Genomic DNA, 19769 nt, shown 5'->3' on the forward strand with positions numbered 1-19769 from the left:
ATGAGCCACCCCACCCCCGACGCGACGACCGAGCCGGTCGCGCCGCCCGACGAGCTGGCCCTGGCCGCCGACTTCCCGCAGCCCACCCTCGACCAGTGGCGCGACCTGGTCGCCGGGGTGCTGCGCAAGGCCGGCCGCGAGGACCTGCCCGAGCCGGTCGAGGAGGCGCTGCGCAGCACGGTGGCCACCGGCGTCTCCGTGCGGCCGCTCTACACCGCGGCCGACACCGCCGACCTCCCCGGCACCGGCGCCCCCGGTCTGCCGCCGTTCGTGCGCGGGTCCCGCGTGGTCCGCCCGGCCCCGGCGGCCGCCGACGGGCAGGCCGCCACCAGCACCCCGGCCGGCTGGGACGTCCGGCAGCGGCACGCCGACCCCGACGTGGGGACGACGAGGGACGCGATCGGGGCCGACCTGGAGCACGGCGTCACGTCGTTGTGGCTCGTGCTCGGCGAGGGCGGCGTCCCGGTCGACGCGCTGGGCGAGGTGCTGGCCGACGTGCTGCTGGACCTGGCGCCGGTGACCCTGCAGGGCGGCCCCGCCGCGGCGGAGGCCTTCCTGGACCTCGTCGCCGGGCACGAGCTGGCGCCCGGCGGCAACCTCGGCCTGGACCCGCTGGGCGTCCAGGCCGCCTCGGGCGAGGAGCAGGACCTGTCCGGGCTGGCCGGGTTCGCCCGCCGGGCCGCCGAGCACGGCGACCTGCGCACCGTCGTCGTCGACGCCACGGTCGTGCACGACGCCGGTGCGACCGCGGTCGAGGAGCTGGGCTGCGCGCTCTCGGCGGGCGTGGCCTACCTGCGCGCGCTGACCGAGCAGGGCCTGTCGGTGGCCGAGGCCGCGCAGCAGCTGGAGTTCCGCTTCGCCGCCACCGCCGACCAGTTCACCACCATCGCGACGCTGCGGGCGGCGCGCCGGCTGTGGGACCGGGTGGGCGAGGCGGCCGGCGTCCCGGCGCAGGTGCGGGGCATGCGGCAGCACGCCGTCACGTCCTCGGTGATGACGACCGCGCGGGACCCGTGGGTGAACATGCTGCGCACCACCGTGGCCTGCTTCGCCGCGGGTGTGGGCGGCGCCGACGCCGTCACGGTGCAGCCCTTCGACGCCGCGCTGGGCCTGCCCGACGCGTTCGCCCGCCGGATCGCCCGCAACACGCAGGCGCTGCTCACCGAGGAGAGCCACCTGGGTCGGGTGCTCGACCCGGCCGGTGGGTCCTGGTACGTGGAGTCGCTGACCGACGCCCTCGCGCACGCCGCCTGGGACTGGTTCACCGAGCTCGAGCGGGCCGGCGGGTACGCCGCGGCGCTGGCCTCCGGCCTGGTCCGGGACCGGGTCGCCGCCGCCTGGGCCGACCGGTCCCGTCGGTTGGCCACCCGCCGGGACCCGATCACCGGGGTGAGCGAGTTCCCCAACCTGGCGGAGAAGCTGCCCGAGCGCCGGCCGGCGGGGGAGGCCCTCCCGCCGGGGCCCGGCGGGCTGCCGCGGGTGCGGGCCGCGCAGGCCTTCGAGCAGCTGCGCGACCGGTCCGATGCACCCGGTGACCGGCCGGCGGTCTACCTGGCGACGCTCGGCAAGCCCGCCGCGCACACCGCACGGCTGTCGTTCGCGACCAACCTGTTCCAGGCCGGGGGCCTCGCCACGCCGTCCGGCGACGGGGCCGCGGACCTCGACGGGGCCACGGTCGCCTGCATCTGCGGCGCCGACCGCGACTACGCCGGCGCTGCGGACCTGGCCGCCGAGCTGCGGGCGGCCGGTGCGCAACGGGTCTGGTTGGCCGGAAAGCCCGACCTCGCCGTCGACGGCGTCGACGGCTACGTGTTCGCCGGCTGCGACGCCGTCGACGTCCTGACCACCACCCTCGACGAGCTGCTGGGAGCACGGGCATGAGCGGCATCCCCGACTTCGGGTCCCTCGAGCTGGGCACCACCGACCCCGCACCGGCCGCCGCGTGGGCCGCGGAGTTCGCGCAGCGCACCGGCCGGTCGGTGGGGGAGGCGACCTGGGAGACGCCCGAGGGCATCGCCGTCCCGCCGCTGCTGACGGCCGACGACCTGGCCGGGCTGGACCACCTGGACGGGCTGCCCGGGCTGCCGCCGTTCGGCCGCGGGCCCTACCCGACGATGTACACCACCCAGCCGTGGACGGTCCGGCAGTACGCCGGGTTCTCCACCGCCGCGGCGTCCAACGCGTTCTACCGGCGCAACCTGGCGGCCGGGCAGAAGGGCCTGTCGGTCGCCTTCGACCTGCCCACCCACCGCGGCTACGACTCCGACCACCCGCGGGTGCCCGGCGACGTCGGCATGGCGGGGGTGGCGATCGACTCGATCTACGACATGCGGCAGCTCTTCGACGGCATCCCGCTGGACCGGATGAGCGTGTCGATGACCATGAACGGCGCCGTGCTGCCGGTGCTGGCGCTGTACATCGTGGCGGCCGAGGAGCAGGGGGTGGCGCCGGAGCAGCTCTCCGGGACCATCCAGAACGACATCCTCAAGGAGTTCATGGTCCGCAACACCTACATCTACCCCCCGGGGCCCTCGATGCAGGTGATCAGCGACATCTTCGCCTACACGTCGCAGAGGATGCCGCGCTTCAACTCGATCTCGATCTCCGGCTACCACATCCAGGAGGCCGGGGCGACGGCCGACCTGGAGCTGGCCTACACCCTCGCCGACGGCGTGGAGTACCTGAAGGCCGGCCGGGACGCCGGGATGGACGTCGACACGTTCGCCCCGCGGCTGAGCTTCTTCTGGGGCATCGGGATGAACTTCTTCATGGAGGTCGCGAAGCTGCGGGCCGGCCGGCTGCTCTGGGCGAAGCTCGTCGAGCGGGAGGGCGCGACCAACCCGAAGTCGCTGTCGCTGCGCACGCACTCGCAGACCTCGGGCTGGTCGCTGACCGCGCAGGACGTCTACAACAACGTCGTCCGCACCTGCGTGGAGGCGATGGCCGCCACCCAGGGGCACACGCAGTCGCTGCACACCAACGCCCTGGACGAGGCGCTGGCGCTGCCGACCGACTTCTCCGCCCGGATCGCCCGCAACACCCAGCTGCTGCTGCAGCAGGAGTCGGGCACGACCCGGGTCATCGACCCCTGGGGCGGGTCGGCCTACGTGGAGAAGCTGACCGCCGACCTCGCCCGCAAGGCGTGGGCGCACATCGAGGAGGTCGCGGCGCACGGCGGGATGGCGCAGGCGATCAGCGACGGCATCCCCAAGCTGCGCATCGAGGAGGCCGCCGCCCGCACTCAGGCGCGGATCGACTCCGGCCGGCAGCCGGTGATCGGGGTGAACAAGTACCGCGTCGAGGCCGACGAGGCCATCGAGGTGCTGCGGGTGGACAACGCCGACGTGCTGGCCCAGCAGGTGCAGCGGCTGCGGGAGCTGCGCGAGGAGCGGGACACCGCGGCGTGCGAGGCGGCGCTGCGGAAGCTGACCGAGGCCGCCCGGGCCGCCGCGGACGGCACGCGGGGGCAGGAGCTGGAGATGAACCTCCTGGCCCTCGCGGTGGACGCCGCACGGGCGAAGGCGACGGTCGGGGAGATCTCCGACGCCCTCGAGGAGGTCTACGGCCGGCACGCCGGGCAGGTGCGCACGATCTCCGGGGTGTACCGCGAGGAGGCAGGGGAGGGTGGTCCGGTGGAGGAGACCCGCCGGCTGACCGCGGCCTTCGCCGAGGCCGAGGGACGTCGTCCGCGGATCCTGGTGGCCAAGATGGGCCAGGACGGCCACGACCGCGGCCAGAAGGTGATCGCCACGGCGTTCGCCGACCTGGGCTTCGACGTGGACGTGGGGCCGCTGTTCCAGACGCCGGAGGAGGTCGCCCGGCAGGCGGTGGAGGCCGACGTGCACGTCGTCGGGGTCTCCTCGCTGGCTGCGGGCCACCTGACCCTGGTGCCGGCGCTGCGCGATGCCCTCGCCGAGCTGGGCGCCGAGGACGTGCTGATCGTGGTCGGCGGGGTGATCCCGCCCGACGACGTGCCGACGCTGCGCGAGATGGGGGCGGCGGCGGTGTTCCCGCCCGGGACGGTGATCGCGCAGGCGGCGCAGGAGCTGCTGCGCGAGCTGTCGTCCCGCCTCGGTCACTGATGGAGCTCGCCGAAGGGGTGCTGGCTGCCGACCGGCGGTCGGTGGCCCGGGCCATCACGCTGGTGGAGTCCCGGCGGCCCGACCACCGGGAGCGTGCGCAGGAGCTGCTGGTCGAGCTGCTGCCGCACGCCGGTGGTGCCCGCCGGGTGGGGATCAGCGGGGTTCCCGGGGTCGGCAAGTCGACCTTCATCGACCAGCTCGGCATCGACCTGACGGCTCAGGGGTCGAAGGTGGCGGTGCTGGCGGTGGACCCTTCGTCCGCCCGGTCGGGGGGCTCGATCCTGGGCGACAAGACGCGGATGGCCCGGCTGTCGGTGGATCCCGCGGCGTTCATCCGGCCCTCGCCGACCGCCGGCACGCTGGGCGGGGTCGCCCAGGCCACCCGGGAGTCGATGGTGGTCGTGGAGGCCGCCGGCTACGACGTGGTGCTGGTGGAGACCGTCGGGGTGGGGCAGAGCGAGACCACCGTCGCCGAGATGGTGGACACCTTCCTGTTCCTCACGCTGGCCCGCACCGGGGACTCGTTGCAGGGCATCAAGCGGGGGATCCTGGAGATCGCCGACGTCATCGCGGTCAACAAGGCCGACGGCCCGTCCGCCGGCGACGCCCGGACGGCGGCCCGCGAGCTGGCCGGGGCGATCCGGATGCTGCGCGGCGCGTCCGACTGGGACGTGCCGGTGCTGACCTGCGCCGGGCTCACCGGGGAGGGTCTGGCCGAGGTGTGGGCGCAGCTGGTCGCGCACGAGGAGCGGCTACGCGCGTCGGGGGAGTTCGAGCGGCGGCGGCAGGCGCAGCAGGTGCGGTGGACCTGGCAGCTGGTGCGCGACGGCCTGGACGCCCGGCTGCGCGAGCACCCCGCCGTCCTGGCGTCGGTGGGGGAGCTGGAGCGGCAGGTGCTGGCCGGGGAGCTCACGCCGGCGCTGGCGGCGCGGGACCTGTTGGCGACGTTCCTGGCCGACCCGACCCCCTGACGCCGGACGTCGGGCTCCGGACCGGGGACACTGGAGGGGAACCCCGCCCGCACTGCCCTGGAGCTCACCCATGACCCGCATCGTGATCATCGGCGGCGGACCGGCCGGCTACGAAGCTGCCCTGGTCGCCGCACAGCTGGGTGCCGAGGTCACCGTCGTCGAGCGCGACGGCCTCGGCGGCGCCAGCGTGCTGACCGACTGCGTGCCGTCCAAGACCTTCATCGCCGCGGCCGGCGCGATGACCGCGGTGCGCGACTCCGCCGTCCTGGGCCTGCAGGGCACCGACCTGGCCACCGTCAGCCTGGACCTGGCGACGGTCAACCAGCGGATCAAGGGCCTGGCGGTGGCGCAGTCGGCCGACATCCACGCCCGGCTGGAGAGCGTCGGGGTGCGCTGCGTCAGCGGCCAGGCCCGGCTCTCCGACGAGATCCGCGGGCTGATCGCCCACCGGGTGGAGGTCTGCGACTTCGACGGCGGGGTGCAGCAGGAGATCGAGTGCGACGTCGTCCTGATCGCGACCGGCGCCGACCCGCGGGTGCTGCCCGGCTCGGAGCCCGACGGGGAACGGATCCTGTCCTGGCGCGACGTGTACGAGCTCGAGGAGCTGCCCGAGCACCTCGTCGTCGTGGGCTCGGGCGTCACCGGGGCGGAGTTCGCGTCCGGGTACCTCGAGGCCGGTGTGCCGGTCACCTTGGTCTCCTCCCGCGACCAGGTGCTCCCCGGTGAGGACGCCGACGCCGCGGCCGTGGTCGAGCAGGTGTTCCAGTCCCGCGGCGGCAAGATCGCCGAGCGCGGCCGCGCGGAGTCGGTGAAGCGGACCGCGACCGGCGTCGAGGTGCGGTTGACCGACGGCCGGGTGGTGACCGGGTCGCACGCGTTGATGACCGTGGGCACCGTGCCCAACACCGGCGGGCTGAACCTGGAGCAGTGCGGGGTGGTCACCTCGCCGTCCGGCCACGTCGTCGTGGACCGGGTCTCGCGGACGTCGGTCTCGGGCATCTACGCCGCCGGCGACGTGACCGGGGTGTTCCAGCTGGCCTCGGTCGCGGCCATGCAGGGCCGCATCGCGATGTGGCACGCGCTGGGGGAGGCGGTCTCGCCGATCCGGCTCAAGACGGTGGCCGGCAACGTCTTCACCCACCCGGAGATCGCCACGGTCGGCGTGCAGGAGAAGACCCTGCCCGAGGGATCGGACATCGAGAGCGTCCAGCTGCCGCTGGCCACCAACGCCCGGGCCAAGATGAGCGACCTGCGGGACGGTTTCGTCAAGATCTTCGCCCGCCGGTCGACCGGTGTCGTGGTAGGCGGCGTGGTCGTCGCGCCCGGCGCCTCCGAGCTGGTCCTGCCGATCACCCTGGCGGTGAGCAAGGGGCTGACCGTCGACGACCTGGCGCAGACGTTCTCCATCTACCCGTCGCTGTCGGGCTCGATCACCGAGGCCGGGCGGCGGTTGATGAACAGCCAGGACGACTGAGCGCGGGCCCACGACGAGTGAGGTGAGCGCCCCGGACGGGTGAGGTCCTCAAGCGGGACCGCCCACCGGCCGAAGACCTGGCAGATCCCCTTCTGCCCAGGAGTCCCACGTGCCCCACGCCCGCCGCCGCACACTGCGCTGCTCGGTGCTCGCCGCCTCCCTCGCGGTGATCGCCTCGCTCGCGGTCGCCCCCGCGGCGCAGGCCGACACCGCCGCCCCCACGGGCGTCGAGGCCGCCCCGACGACGCAGGACGCCCCCGCCACCGGCGAGGTCGCGACCACGACCGGGTCCCCGGCACCGACGACCGGGTCGTCGGCCCCCGCGGACCCGGCGGCCACCCCGTCCGACGTCCCGGCCGCCGACGTCCCGGGGACCCCGGCGCCCGGCGTCCCTACCGACGTCCCGCCGCCGACGCTCGACCCGGGCGCCATCAGCGCGGGCGACACCGTGGTGGGCGAGCTGGTGCAGGCCTTCCCGGACCCGGAGCACGACCACGACGGTGACCACGTCGATGAGCCGCTCAGCTGGATCGAGACCCCGGAGGGCAACGCCGTCCGCGTGCCGACCGAGGACCTGCCGCCGGCCGCGGCCGGTGCGACGCTCGCCGTGACGGTGGGCGACGAGGTCGCCGACGAGGCGAGCGAGGATCAGGGGCTCGCCCCGGCGCTCGAGGTGCAGTCGGCCCGTGTCGTGGCCGCGGCCACCCCGGACCCCACGACGGCCGCAGCGGGTGCCGAGGCCACCAACATCGTGACCGTCGTCCTCGTGCGGCCGGCGGGCACCACGGCGGACTCCACGACCGTCGACCAGGTGGTCGACCAGGTCAACGGCGGGGTCGCCGCGTTCTGGGACGAGCAGAGCGGCGGCACGGTGCGCATCTCGGCGGGCTGGGGAGCCCGCGGGTGGGTCTCGTCGTCCGCGTCGTGCTCGGACCCCTACGGCCTGTGGGCCACCGCCGTGTCCGTGACCGGCTGGACGCAGGGACCCGGCCGGCACCTCATGGTCTACGTGCCCAGCGGCGCCGCGGGCTGCGCCTACGGCCTGGGCACCGTGGGGTCGACGGTCGGCTCCGGCGGCCGGTCCTACGTCCGGGACGTCGCCACGTCGGTGATGGCCCACGAGCTCGGCCACAACTTCGGCCTCGGCCACTCCTCGCAGTACCAGTGCGCCAGCACCGTCGAGACCGGCAGCTGCCAGCTCAACGAGTACGCGGACTACTACGACCTGATGGGCTTCAGCTGGTCGCAGGTGGGCTCCCTGAGCACCGCCCAGGCGGCGCTCATCGGGCTGCTGCCCCCGTCGGAGATGGTGGCCTTCACCCCGGCGAGCGCACCGGCGACGATCACCCTGGCCCCGGTGTCGGCGGCGACGGGCACCCGGGCGGTCAAGCTGACCGACTCCGCAGGGGCGGTCTACTGGATCGAGTACCGGCAGGCCAGCGGCAGGGACGCCTGGCTGGCCACCTCGGCCAACAGCCGCCGGCTCGACGCGGGCATCGTGGTGCGCCGCGTGACGGCGGACGGCAACTCCACGTCGCTGCTGCTCGACGGGACGCCGAGCCCCTCGTCGGGCTGGAACGCCGACCAGCAGAGTGCGCTCCCGGTGGGCAGCTACGTCGACATCGGGGCCGACTTCGCCGTCCGCGCCCAGGGTGGCGGTGTCGTCGCGATCGGCAACCGGGCGACCGTGGTGGCCGACATCGATGCCGCCTACGCCCGCTCGGGCGGTGCGACCGGCGTCCTCCGCGCCCCGACCAGCGGTGTCATCTGCGGGATGGTGGGCTCCGGCTGCGGCCGCAACTACCAGGGCGGGGTCATCTACTGGACGCCCGGCACCGGTGCGCGCACCGTCACCGACCCCGTGCTGTCGGCCTGGGGGCCGCGCCGGGAGTCCGGGGTCCTCGGGTACCCCGTGTCCGACTACGCCTGCGGCATGGCCGCCGGCGGCTGCGGCCAGGCGTTCCAGGGCGGCCGGGTCTACAGCACCTGGAGCACCGGCACCCACGCGCTCTACGGCGCCATCCAGGATGCCTGGACCGCCCAGGGGTACGAGAACGGCGTGCTGGGCTACCCGACGACCGACGTCATCTGCGGCATGCGCAGCAGCGGCTGCGGGCAGGTGTTCCAGGGCGGGCGCATCTACTCGACGCCCTCGACCGGCACGCACGCCCTGACCGGTGACGTGCACACGGCCTGGGTGGCCTCGGGGTACGAGGTCGGTCGGTTGGGCTACCCGGTCACCGGGCTGATCTGCGGCATGCGCGACGGCGGCTGCGGCCAGGTGTTCCAGGGTGGCCGCATCTACGCCAGCCCCTCCTCCGGCGCCCACGCGGTCTCGGGCGCGGTCCAGGACGCCTGGATCGCGCAGGGCTGGGAGACCGGCCCGCTGGGCTACCCGACGACCGACCAGGTCTGCGGTCTGGCCGGCGGTGGCTGCCGGCAGGCCTTCGCCGGCGGCGCGATCTACTCCTCGCCCGGCGGGACCCGCGCGGTCAGCGGCGGGATCCTCGCGGTCTGGACGGCATCGGGTGCGGAGACCGGTCCGCTGGGCTACCCCACCTCGGGCCTGATCTGCGGGCTCCGCGGCTCCGGGTGCGGGCAGGTCTTCCAGGGCGGCCGGGTCTACTCGACGGCGGCGACCGGCACACATGCGGTCTCCGGCGCCATCCAGGACGCGTGGATCGCCCAGGGCTGGGAGACCGGCCCGCTGGGCTACCCGACGGGGGATGCCGTCTGCACGGCTGCCGGGTGCGCACAGTCCTTCGCCGGCGGGGGGCTCTACGCCTCGGCCGGTGGCACCCGGTCGGTGACGGGGGCCATCCTGGCCGCCTGGACGGCGACCGGTGGTCACACCGGCTCGTTCGGCTTCCCCACGTCGGGCCTGGTCTGCGGGCTGCGCAACGGCGGCTGCGGGCAGGTGTTCCAGGGCGGGCGGATCTACACGACCGCGGCCACCGGGACGCACGCGGTGTCCGGGCGCATCCAGGACGCGTGGATCGCGCAGGGCTGGGAGACCGGCCCGCTGGGCTACCCGACCGGCGACGCCCGGCCGGTCGCGGGGGGCACCGCGCAGGACTTCCAGGGCGGCACGCTGACCCTGGACACGGCGAGCGGGATCGTCACCCGGTCCTAGGCCGGTCGGTCGGGGAGGGTGCCCGGCGCCCTCCCCGACCCTCGATCATCCCTCGGCGGTGTCGGCGATCGTGCAGAGGACGGCGCCGCTGGTGACCGTGGCGCCGACCTCTGCCGACAGGCCGGACACCGTGCCGGCCTTGTGCGCCACGATCGGCTGCTCCATCTTCATCGCCTCGAGCACGACCACGAGGTCGCCGGCGGCCACGGTCGCGCCGTCCTCGACGGCCACCTTGACGATCGTGCCCTGCATGGGCGAAGTGAGGCTGTCACCGGAGGCGGCCCCGCCGCCGGACCCGCCGCCGCGCTTGCGCGGCTTGGCCTTGGCGCCGGCAGGAGCACCGCCCCCGGCGGCCAGGCCGGCCGGCAGGGAGACCTCGAGCCGGCGCCCGCCGACCTCGACGACGACGGTCTGCCGCTCCTCGGGCTCGTCGGTCTCGGCCGCGGCGCCGTGCGGCTGGACCTGGTTGTCCCACTCGGTCTCGATCCACCGGGTGTGCACGGTGAACGGCTCGGACGTGAAGGCCTCGTCCCGGACGACGGCGCGGTGGAACGGGATCACCGTGGGCATGCCCTCGACGACGAGCTCGTCCAGCGCCCGGGCGGCCCGCTGCAGCGCCTCGGCGCGCGTGGCACCGGTGACGATCAGCTTGGCCAGCATCGAGTCGAAGGCCCCGGCGACCTCGCCGCCGGCCACGACACCGGAGTCCCACCGCACGCCTGGGCCCTGGGGCACCGACAGCGCGGTGACCGGCCCGGGAGCCGGCATGAAGTTGCGGCCGGCGTCCTCGGCGTTGATCCGGAACTCGATGGAGTGCCCGCGCGGGGTCGGGTCCTCGGTGATCTCCAGCGGCAGGCCGTCGGCGATCCGGAACTGCTGGCGGACCAGGTCGATGCCGCTGGTCTCCTCGCTGACCGGGTGCTCGACCTGCAGCCGGGTGTTGACCTCCAGGAACGAGATGTCGCCGTCCACCCCGACCAGGTACTCGACCGTGCCCGCGCCGACGTAGTCGGCACCCCGCACGATGGCCTTGGCGCTGGAGTGGATGCGCTCGCGCTGCTCGTCGGTGAGGAACGGCGCGGGGGCCTCCTCGACCAGCTTCTGGTTGCGCCGCTGCAGCGAGCAGTCCCGGGTGCCGACCACGACGACGTTGCCGTGGGTGTCGGCCAGCACCTGGGCCTCGACGTGCCGCGGCTTGTCCAGGAACTTCTCCACGAAGCACTCGCCGCGACCGAAGGCGGAGACCGCCTCGCGGACGGCGGAGTCGAACAGCTCGGGGATCTCCTCCATCGTGCGGGCGACCTTGAGGCCACGACCACCGCCACCGAAGGCGGCCTTGATGGCCACCGGCAGCCCGTGCTCCTCGGCGAAGGCCACGACCTCGTCGCCGCCGTTCACCGGGTCGGTGGTGCCGGGGACCAGCGGAGCGCCCACCTTCGTGGCGATGTGCCGTGCCTGCACCTTGTCGCCGAGGGCGATGATCGCCGCGGGGGAGGGGCCGATCCAGGTCAGCCCGGCGTCGATGACGGCCTGGGCGAAGTCGGCGTTCTCGGAGAGGAAGCCGTAGCCGGGGTGCACGGCGTCGGCGCCGGACTCCTTCGCGACGTCGATGATCTTCTCGATCACCAGGTAGGACTCGCCCGGGGTGTTCCCGCCGAGGGCGAACGCCTCGTCGGCGACCCGCACGTGCAGCGCGTCCCGGTCGGGCTCGGCGTAGACCGCGACGCTGGTCAGCCCGGCGTCCTTGCAGGCGCGGGCGACCCGGACGGCGATCTCGCCACGGTTGGCGATCAGGACCTTCTGCACAGTGCACAGCCTCCTCGATGTGGGCGGACTCCGGCCAGCAGGCTCAGCGGTCCCAGAACTCGGTGATGGTCAGCCCCAGGCGGCCCAGCTGGACCCGCAGGAGCGGCAGCGACAGCCCGATGACGCCGGTGGGGTCGCCCTCGACCCTCCGGACGAACGCGGCACCCAGGCCGTCGAGGGTGAACGCCCCGGCGACCTGCAGCGGCTCGCCGGAAGCGACGTAGGCGTCGATCTCGGCGTCGGTGGGGGTGGCGAAGTGGATGGTCGTCGACGACACGGCCACGTCGCGGCGGGCGACCGCACCGCCCTGCACGTCGAACAGGGCCTGACCGGTGTGAAGCACCCCGCTGCGGCCAGCCATCCGGCGCCAGCGCTGCCGGGCGTCGGCCGCGTCGGCGGGCTTGCCCAGCGGCTGGCCGCGGAACTCCAGCACGGAGTCCGCGCCGATCACCAGCGCGTCGGACTCCTGTCGGGCCACGGCCTGGGCCTTGGCGGTGGCCAGCAGTGCGACCAGCTCGGCCACCCGGGGGGAGCGGGTCGCGGTCTCGTCGACCCCGCTGACGACGACCTCGGGCGCGAGCCCGGCCTGGCGCAGCAGCTGCAGCCGGGCCGGCGAGGCGGAGGCGAGGACCAGCCGGCGGGTCATGCGAACCGTCCCGAGGCGTGCCAGCCGCCCGGACCGTGGTGCAGGGGACGCCGGACGGCGTCCGAACGCGACGCCCAGGCGCCGACCGGGGTGGGCCGGGGGCGGTCCCGGCGCTGGGACAGCGCGGCGACGACGGCGGTGAGGGCGGCCAGTTCCTCGGCCGACGGCTCGCCCCGGACGACCCGCAGCAGCGGGCGCACGACGTCGTCGCTCACAGCGGGATGTTCCCGTGCTTCTTGGCCGGCAGGGTCTGGCGCTTGTTGGCCAGCACCCGCAGGGCCTTGGCGACCTGGATCCGGGTGTGGGAGGGCAGGATGACGGCGTCCACGTAGCCCCGGTCGGCGGCGATGTAGGGGTTGGCCAGGGTGTCCTCGTACTCGGCGATCAGCTCGGCCCGCCGCTCGTCCGGGTTCTCGGCGTCGGCCAGCTCGCGGCGGTACAGGATGCCGACGGCGCCCTGGGCACCGACGACGGCGATCTGCGCGGTGGGCCAGGCCAGGTTGACGTCGGCGCCCAGGTGCTTGGAGCCCATGACGTCGTAGGCGCCGCCGTAGGCCTTGCGGGTGATCACCGTGACCAGCGGGACCGTGGCCTCGGCATAGGCGTAGATGAGCTTCGCGCCGCGGCGGATGATGCCGTCCCACTCCTGCGACGTGCCCGGGAGGAAGCCCGGCACGTCGACGAAGGTCAGGACCGGGATGTTGAAGGCGTCGCAGGTCCGGACGAACCGGGCGGCCTTCTCGCTGGCGTCGATGTCCAGCGTGCCGGCGAACTGGGTGGGCTGGTTGGCCACCACCCCGACCGGCCGGCCCTCGACCCGGCCGAAGCCGGTAAGGATGTTGGGGGCGAAGAGCTCCTGCACCTCGAGGAACTCACCGTCGTCCAGGACGTGCTCCAGGACGGTGTGCATGTCGTACGGGCTGTTCGCGGAGTCCGGGATGAAGGTGTCGAGTTCCCGGTCCTCGTCGGTCACGCCCTCGACCGAGGTGTCGACCGCGGCCACGTCGAGGGCCGGCAGCGGGTCCAGGTTGTTCGCCGGGAGGTAGGACAGCAGCGCCTTGACGTAGTCGATGGCGTCCTCCTCGTCCGAGCCGAGGTAGTGCGCGACGCCGGACTTGGTGTTGTGCGTGCGCGCGCCGCCGAGCTCCTCGAGGGTGACGTCCTCGCCGGTGACGGTCTTCACCACGTCGGGCCCGGTGATGAACATCTGGCTGGTCTTGTCGACCATCACCACGAAGTCGGTCAGCGCGGGGGAGTAGACGTGCCCGCCGGCGTTGGCGCCCATGATCAGCGAGATCTGCGGGATGACCCCGGAGGCGTGCACGTTGCGGCGGAAGATCTCGCCGTACAGACCCAGGGAGACCACGCCCTCCTGGATCCGGGCACCGCCACCCTCGTTGATGCCGACCACCGGGCAGCCGTTGGTGAGCGCGAAGTCGAGCACCTTGACGATCTTCTCGCCGTAGACCTCGCCGAGGCTGCCGCCGAAGCTGGTGACGTCCTGGCTGAACACCGCGACCGGACGGCCGTCGACCGTGCCGTAGCCGGTGACCACGCCGTCGCCGAAGGGCCGCTTCTTCTCCAGCCCGAAGTTCGTCGACCGGTGCCGGGCGAACTCGTCGAACTCGGTGAAGGAGCCCGCGTCGAGCAGGAACTCCACCCGCTCGCGGGCGGTCATCTTCCCGGCGGCGTGCTGCTTCTCCACGGCCTTGTCCGAGCCCGCGTGCAGGGCTTCGGCCTGCCGCCGGGCGAAGTCGGCGAGCTTGCCCGCGGTGGTGTGCACGTCGACGTCGTCGGGGACGTTCTCGCCGGCGTCCTGCAGTTCAGCCGCGCTCACTCGGGACCTCCCAGGCCATCAGCCTCGCTCGGGTGTGCCCGCTCCGCTGCGGGACCCGCCTGCACCGGCCGTAGCGTAGGGGACATGGGTGACACCGGCGCGGGGCGCTACCGGGACCTGGACCGCCCTGGGCTGGACGCCGTGGCGCTGGTCACAGCCCTGCAGCGCGGCGACGGCCTGTGGCGAGCGGTCGAGGTGGTCGACGAGATCGGCTCGACCAACGCCGCGCTCGCCGCCCGCGCCGCCGACGGCGAGGCGGAGGGGCTGGTGCTGGTCGCCGAGCACCAGGTCGCCGGCCGGGGGCGCCTGGACCGCACCTGGACGTCGCCGCCGCGGGCCGGGGTGACCGTCTCGGTGCTGCTGCGCCCCGACGTCCCCGCCGCCCGCCGTGGCTGGCTGTCGATGCTCACCGGGGTCGCCCTGGCCGAGTCGCTGGCCGACACGGCTCGGACGTCCCTCAAGTGGCCCAACGACCTGCTCGCGCCGGACGGCCGGAAGCTGGCCGGGATCCTGGCCGAGGTCGCGGACGGCGGGGTGGTCGTGGGGGTCGGGCTGAATGTGTCCACCCGCGCCGACGAGCTGCCCGGCACCGGCACCTCCCTGGTCGAGGTCACCGGCCGCGCCGTCGACCGGGCCCCGGTGCTGCTGGCCTACCTCCGCGCGCTGGAGACCCGCTACCGCCGGTGGGTCGAGCACGCCGGTGACCCGGTCTCGTCGGGGTTGGCCGCGGACTACCTGTCCTGGTGCTCCACGGTGGGTGCCGACGTCGTGGTCACGCTGCCCGACGGCTCGTCGCTGGAGGGCGTGGCCGAGGCGGTGGACTGGGACGGCCGCCTCGTCGTCCGCACCCCGGAGGGCCGGTACGAGCTGGCCGCCGGCGACGTCCGGCACGTCCGGCGGCGCTGATCCCTCAGCGCACCCCCCAGGCCGGCGCCGACGGCTGGTCGACGTCGTCGGGCACCTCGGTCAACTGCTGCAGGTCGCTGCCGTCGGACGCCATCGTCCAGGTCCGGCTCAGACCGGGTGGGGCGCCGCGGTCGCTCTTGAACGCGAGCCGACCGCCGTCCGGCGACCACGACGGGTCCTGGTCGAACGAGCCGGTCGTCAGGCACTCGGGTTGCCCGTCGTCGTCGCCGAGGACGCAGATGCTGCGGCTGCCGTCCGCGTTGGACCGGCGGAAGGCGATCCCCTGCTCCGACCAGTCGGGGTCGGCGTCCGACCCGTCCGTGAGCTGCTCCGCCGGTGCGGACCCGTCCACGGGCACCACCGACAACGGCCCGCCGTCGATGCCCGCGGCCGCCGCCGCCCAGAACACGAGCTGCGCCCCGTCGGGGGAGAAGGCGAGGTCACCGAACCAGGGGCCCACGTCCAGGGTGCGCTGGACGGCCCCGTCGAGCGTCACGACGACGACGGCGGCCGCCCCGGACGGGTCGGTGCACGGGAGTGCCAGGACGGTGGCGTCGGACGGGTTCCAGGCCGGGCGCCCCGGATCGGTGCAGCCGTCCGGGAGGGACGGCAGCAGCGGGGCCACCGGTCCGCCCCCGACCGGCATGACGACGAGGCTCGCCACGCCGCCCGCAGGGACGCTGGCGAAGGCGACGCTGCGCCGGTCCGGCGAGACGAGGGGGCTCACGGCGTCGTCCGTGCCCGAGGTGATCTGCACCGACTCCCCGGTCGTGGCGTCGACCTCGACGAGCACCGCTCGCCCGTCCACCACCTGGCCCACCACGACGACGTCGTCGGGGAGCGGCTGCGCCGAGCGCGGCAGCGCGGCGAGGGCGAGCTCGGCCGGTCCCGCCGTCGTGGCGACCGGGCCGGCCGTCGTCGAGGCGCCACCGGCGGTGGGCGCGGCCCCGGCCCCGGCGTCGTCGTCGCCGCGGTTCAGCACGACGGTGATCGCCGTCGTGACCCCCACGACGGAGACGGTGACCGCGACCGCCGCCGCCCACCGGCGCCGACCGCGTCCGGGGGCCGGTGCCGGCCCACCCGGGGCGGGGGACGGCGGCCGGTGGCCCACGCCGGGTCGGGAGGCCCCCGGCGGCCCCGTCCTCTGCGGGGTCGACGGCCCGACGGCGGTCCAGCGATCGGTCGCGGGTGCAGGCTGGGGGACGGTGCGTTGCACCACGGTCACCGGCGCCGGCGCGGGCCTCGCCGGCGCCGGCCGGGGCGCGGGGCGCGGGGCCAGTGCTGCCCGGGCGGCGGCGGCCAGGGCGCGGCAGGTCGGGTACCGGTCTCCCGGGTCCTTGGCCATGGCCCGCGCCACGACCTGGTCCAGCGCCGGGGGCGAGGCCGGCACCGTGGCCGACGGGCGCGGCGGCGGCAGCGAGACGTGCCCGTGCAGGGCGGCGTAGAGCGTGTCGCCCGGGAACGGCACCGATCCGCTGAGCAGCCGGTAGAGGACGCAGCCGAGGGAGTAGACGTCCGAGGGGGGACCGAGGTCGCGGGACTCGACCTGCTCCGGCGAGGCGTAGTCGAACGTGGCGATGACCATCCCGGTGCGGGTGAGCCGCGTGCTGCCGGCCTCCAGCGGCTTGGCGATGCCGAAGTCGGTGAGGAAGACCTGCTCCGGCTCGTCGTCGTCGCCCGGCCTCAACAGGATGTTGGCCGGCTTCACGTCGCGGTGGACCAGGCCCTGCCGGTGGGCGGCATCCAGTGCTGCGGCCACCTCGGTGACGACGTGCACTGCCCGCTCCGGTGGCAGCCGCCCGCCCGCGGCGGCCAGTGCGCCCTCCACGTCCTGGCCGTCGACGAAGGCCATGGTCAGCCACAGCTGGCCGTCCACCTCGCCCCGGTCGAGCACCGGGACGACGTTGCGGTGGCTGAGCCCCGCGACCAGCTCCGCCTCGCGCAGGAAACGGCGGGTGAAGGCGGGGTCGCTGCACAGCTCGCGCCGCAGGACCTTCAGCGCGTCCGTGCGCGGCAGGCGGGGGTGCTGGACCAGGTACACGGCGCCCATGCCGCCGGTGCCGAGCTCACGGACCACGGTGTACCCGGCGAACGTGTCCCCGGGCGCGAGCACGGTTCCTCCAGGAGGTGGGGGGTGTGACGGCACCCTAGGGCCGTCCCCGGGCGGCCCACCACCCCCTCCGGGCGCGACACGGCCGGTTCCGTGGCCAGGGGTGGTGACGGCGGTGGCCCGGTCGGTCATCCTGTCGCCGTGGCCTACCCCGACAAGCTGCTGGCCGACGACGAGCGGGTCGTCCGGCACCTGCACCCGCACTGGTTGACCGTCTTCTGGCCGATCGTGGCGTTCCTCGTCCTGGTGGGCCTGGGCTCCTTCGGGGCCGCCCTGATCCCCGAGGGGTCGAACCAGGGGGTCTACCGGTTGGTGGTCGTCGTCCTGGCCGTGCTGCTGGCCGTCGCGTTCGTCGTCGTCCCTGTGCTCAAGTGGCGGACGACGCACTACGTGATCACCTCGCACCGGATCCTCTACCGGGTCGGGATCCTCTCCCGCACCGGGCGGGACATCGGGCTGTCCCGGATCACCGACGTCTCCTACAGCCAGACGCTGTGGGACCGCATCATCAACTCCGGCAAGCTCACGATCGAGACCGCGGGCGAGGGCGGGTCGACGATCTGGTCGGCCATCCCGGACTCCGACGGCGTCCAGCAGCTGCTCAACCACATGGTCGAGGAGGACGCCGACCGGCGGGCGCAGGAGAGCGCCGGCTACATCGGCCAGTACTACCGCGGCGAGACCGGGCCGGTCCCGCCCCAGCGCTGACCTGCGCGTCGGCCCCACCGGTCCCACCGGGGGCGCTTTTGTCGGAGGGGCCGCCTAGCGTCGTGGCCATGCGGTTCCTGCACACCTCCGACTGGCACGTGGGCCGGTCCCTGCACGGGACCGACCTGCTCGCCGAGCAGGAGGCCGTGCTGTCCCGGCTGGCCGACGTCGTCCGCGCCGAGCGGGTCGACGTCGTGCTCGTCGCCGGTGACGTCTACGACCGCGCGGTCCCCTCGGCCGACGCCACCGGGGTGCTCGACCGGGTGCTGTCCCGGCTCCGGGCGGCCGGCGCCACGGTGGTCCTCACCCCCGGCAACCACGACTCGGCCCGGCGGCTGGGCTTCGCCGCCGGGCTGCTGGCCGTGTCCGGCGTGCACGTCCGGGCCACCACGGCCTCGTTGGACGAGCCGGTCCTGCTGGCCGACGAGCACGGTGAGGTCGCCGTCTACGGGTTGCCGTTCCTCGAGCCCGAGGTCGCCCGCCACGAGCTGGGCGCCGACCTGGCCCGCTCCCACCAGGCCGTGCTGTCGGCGGCGATGGACAAGGTGCGGGCCGACCTGTACTTCCGCCCGGGCGCCCGCTCGGTAGTGCTGGCCCATGCGTTCGTCGGCGGTGGGCTGCCCAGCGAGAGCGAGCGCGACATCGCCGTGGGCGGTGTGGACCTGGTCAGCCCGTCGGTGTTCGACGGCGTCGACTACGTCGCCCTGGGGCATCTGCACCGTCCGCAGACCCTGAGCCCGCGGCTGCGCTACAGCGGCTCCCCGTTGCCCTACTCCTTCGGCGAGGCAGGTCAGTCCAAGCAGGTCTGGCTGGTCGACCTCGATGCCACCGGCCTCGCTGGGGTCCGCGCCGTCCCGCTGCCGGTGCCCCGCCAGCTGTCCGTCCTGAGCGGCGAGCTGGCCGAGTTGCTGGGCGACCCCGCCCACGAGGCCGTGCTGGAGCACTTCGTGTCCGCCCGCCTCACCGACCCGGTGCGCCCGACCGACGCCATGCGCCGATTGCAGACCAGGTTCCCGCACTGCGTGCACCTGGAGTGGTCGGGGGCGCCCACCGGTTCCGACGAGCGCAGCTACACCGAGCGGCTCCGCGGCCGGGATCCGCTGTCGGTCGTGGGGGAGTTCGTGGGCCACGTCCGTGCCGGGGTCGGTCCCTCGGCGGCCGAGCGGGAGCTGCTGGGACGCGCCCTCGCGGCGGCCGACCGCGAGGAGGCGGCCCGGTGAGGGTGCACTCGCTGACGCTGAGTGCGTTCGGCCCGTTCGCCGGCACCGTGTCGGTCGACCTGGACGACGTCGGGCGCGACGGCCTGTTCCTGCTCTGGGGCCCCACGGGCGCGGGCAAGACCACCCTGCTCGACGCGGTGGTGTTCGCGCTGTACGGCTCGGTGCCCGGCCCGCGGGGGCAGGAGAAGCGTCTGCGCAGCGACCACGCGGAGGCGGGGGTGCGCACCGAGGTGGGGTGCGAGGTGACGATCGGCGGCGAGCGGCTGCGGATCACCCGCCGGCCCGAGCAGGTCCGCCCCAAGAAGCGGGGCGCCGGGTGGACCACCGAGCAGGCGATGCTGCTCGTGCAGCGGCTGACCGACGGAGGGTGGGAACCGGTCAGCACCCGCATCGACGAGGGCTCCGAGCACCTGCGCACCCGGCTGGGCCTGTCGGCCGAGCAGTTCTGCCAGGTGGTGCTGCTGCCGCAGGGCGACTTCGCCCGCTTCCTCCGGGCCGAGCCCGACGACCGAGGCCGCCTGCTGCGCACGCTGTTCGACGTCGGCCGCTTCGCCCGGGCCGAGGAGTGGCTGGCCGAGGAGCGCCGCACGGCCGGGCACCGACTGGACCTGGCCCGCGCGACGCTCGGCACCCTGCTGGCGCGGATCGCCCAGGTGTCCGGTGGTGACATGCCCGAGCAGCTCGCCCACGACCCCGGCCACGGTGCCGTGGACCGGTGGGTGCGGGCCACGACGGCTGCCGCCCGCCACCGCGACGACCGGGCGAGGACCGCCGTCGCGCAGACCGGTGCGGAGCTGGACGCCGCGGCGGCCGCGCTGGCCGCTGCCCGCTCGGCGGCCGAGCGCCACGACCGCCGGGAGTGGGCGGCCGCCGTCC

14 protein-coding genes are annotated in these 19769 nt (G+C 74.6%); 9 read left to right on the top strand and 5 right to left on the bottom strand.

What is annotated here, in order from left to right; genetic code table 11:
* The 5 genes from UXQ13_RS01940 to UXQ13_RS01960 all read left to right on the top strand — a co-directional run bounded on the left by UXQ13_RS01940 (nucleotide 1) and on the right by UXQ13_RS01960 (nucleotide 9660).
* On the top strand, nucleotides 1-1881 hold the full coding sequence (locus tag UXQ13_RS01940; protein WP_336391727.1) for a methylmalonyl-CoA mutase subunit beta: 1881 nt from the start codon (nucleotides 1-3) through the stop codon (nucleotides 1879-1881).
* Nucleotides 1878-4082, top strand: coding sequence for a methylmalonyl-CoA mutase (gene scpA, locus UXQ13_RS01945; RefSeq protein ID WP_336391728.1), 2205 nt, complete (start codon nucleotides 1878-1880; stop codon nucleotides 4080-4082). Before UXQ13_RS01940 ends, scpA begins: the two co-directional genes overlap by 4 nt.
* Entirely contained in the window at nucleotides 4082-5053 is a 972-nt protein-coding gene (meaB, locus tag UXQ13_RS01950; protein ID WP_336391729.1) for a methylmalonyl Co-A mutase-associated GTPase MeaB, read from the top strand. Before scpA ends, meaB begins: the two co-directional genes overlap by 1 nt.
* Nucleotides 5054-5123: 70 nt before the next feature.
* A complete protein-coding gene (locus UXQ13_RS01955) occupies nucleotides 5124-6527 on the top strand; it encodes an NAD(P)H-quinone dehydrogenase (protein WP_318250013.1) in 1404 nt (467 codons plus the stop codon).
* A gap of 109 nt (nucleotides 6528-6636) precedes the next feature.
* Nucleotides 6637-9660 carry a zinc-dependent metalloprotease family protein gene (locus UXQ13_RS01960; RefSeq protein WP_336391730.1) on the top strand — a complete coding sequence of 1008 codons (3024 nt, stop codon included), beginning with the start codon at nucleotides 6637-6639 and terminating at the stop codon, nucleotides 9658-9660.
* Between the two features lie 45 nt (nucleotides 9661-9705).
* Here UXQ13_RS01960 and UXQ13_RS01965 read toward each other — a convergent pair whose 3' ends face one another.
* The 4 genes from UXQ13_RS01965 to UXQ13_RS01980 are packed head-to-tail and all read right to left on the bottom strand — an operon-like array spanning nucleotide 9706 to nucleotide 13949.
* Entirely contained in the window at nucleotides 9706-11466 is a 1761-nt protein-coding gene (locus UXQ13_RS01965; RefSeq protein ID WP_336391731.1) for an acetyl/propionyl/methylcrotonyl-CoA carboxylase subunit alpha, read from the bottom strand.
* A gap of 43 nt (nucleotides 11467-11509) precedes the next feature.
* Nucleotides 11510-12112, bottom strand: coding sequence for a Maf family protein (locus UXQ13_RS01970; protein WP_336391732.1), 603 nt, complete (start codon nucleotides 12110-12112; stop codon nucleotides 11510-11512).
* Entirely contained in the window at nucleotides 12109-12327 is a 219-nt protein-coding gene (locus UXQ13_RS01975; protein ID WP_336391733.1) for an acyl-CoA carboxylase subunit epsilon, read from the bottom strand. Before UXQ13_RS01975 ends, UXQ13_RS01970 begins: the two co-directional genes overlap by 4 nt.
* Nucleotides 12324-13949, bottom strand: coding sequence for an acyl-CoA carboxylase subunit beta (locus tag UXQ13_RS01980; RefSeq protein ID WP_336391734.1), 1626 nt, complete (start codon nucleotides 13947-13949; stop codon nucleotides 12324-12326). The genes UXQ13_RS01975 and UXQ13_RS01980 overlap by 4 nt, the downstream gene beginning before the upstream one ends.
* An 84-nt stretch (nucleotides 13950-14033) precedes the next feature.
* Between UXQ13_RS01980 and UXQ13_RS01985 the strand changes: the two genes are divergently transcribed.
* Complete coding sequence (locus UXQ13_RS01985; protein WP_336391735.1) at nucleotides 14034-14855, top strand: biotin--[acetyl-CoA-carboxylase] ligase; 822 nt, start codon at nucleotides 14034-14036, stop codon at nucleotides 14853-14855.
* A gap of 4 nt (nucleotides 14856-14859) precedes the next feature.
* Here the strand turns inward: UXQ13_RS01985 and UXQ13_RS01990 are convergent, their stop codons facing one another.
* Nucleotides 14860-16968, bottom strand: a complete 2109-nt coding sequence (locus tag UXQ13_RS01990; RefSeq protein WP_336391736.1) for a protein kinase domain-containing protein — start codon at nucleotides 16966-16968, stop codon at nucleotides 14860-14862.
* Between the two features lie 138 nt (nucleotides 16969-17106).
* Here UXQ13_RS01990 and UXQ13_RS01995 point away from each other — a divergent pair, with 138 nt between their 5' ends.
* From UXQ13_RS01995 to UXQ13_RS02005, 3 genes are all read left to right on the top strand, one after another.
* A complete protein-coding gene (locus UXQ13_RS01995) occupies nucleotides 17107-17673 on the top strand; it encodes a PH domain-containing protein (protein ID WP_336391737.1) in 567 nt (188 codons plus the stop codon).
* Between the two features lie 68 nt (nucleotides 17674-17741).
* Nucleotides 17742-18893 carry an exonuclease SbcCD subunit D gene (locus UXQ13_RS02000; RefSeq protein WP_336391738.1) on the top strand — a complete coding sequence of 384 codons (1152 nt, stop codon included), beginning with the start codon at nucleotides 17742-17744 and terminating at the stop codon, nucleotides 18891-18893.
* A partial coding sequence (locus UXQ13_RS02005) for an AAA family ATPase (RefSeq protein ID WP_336391739.1) occupies nucleotides 18890-19769 on the top strand: 880 nt, incomplete at its 3' end. The genes UXQ13_RS02000 and UXQ13_RS02005, both read left to right, overlap by 4 nt.

The sequence above is a fragment of the Klenkia terrae genome (assembly GCF_037083865.1).
Classification (GTDB): domain Bacteria; phylum Actinomycetota; class Actinomycetes; order Mycobacteriales; family Geodermatophilaceae; genus Klenkia; species Klenkia terrae.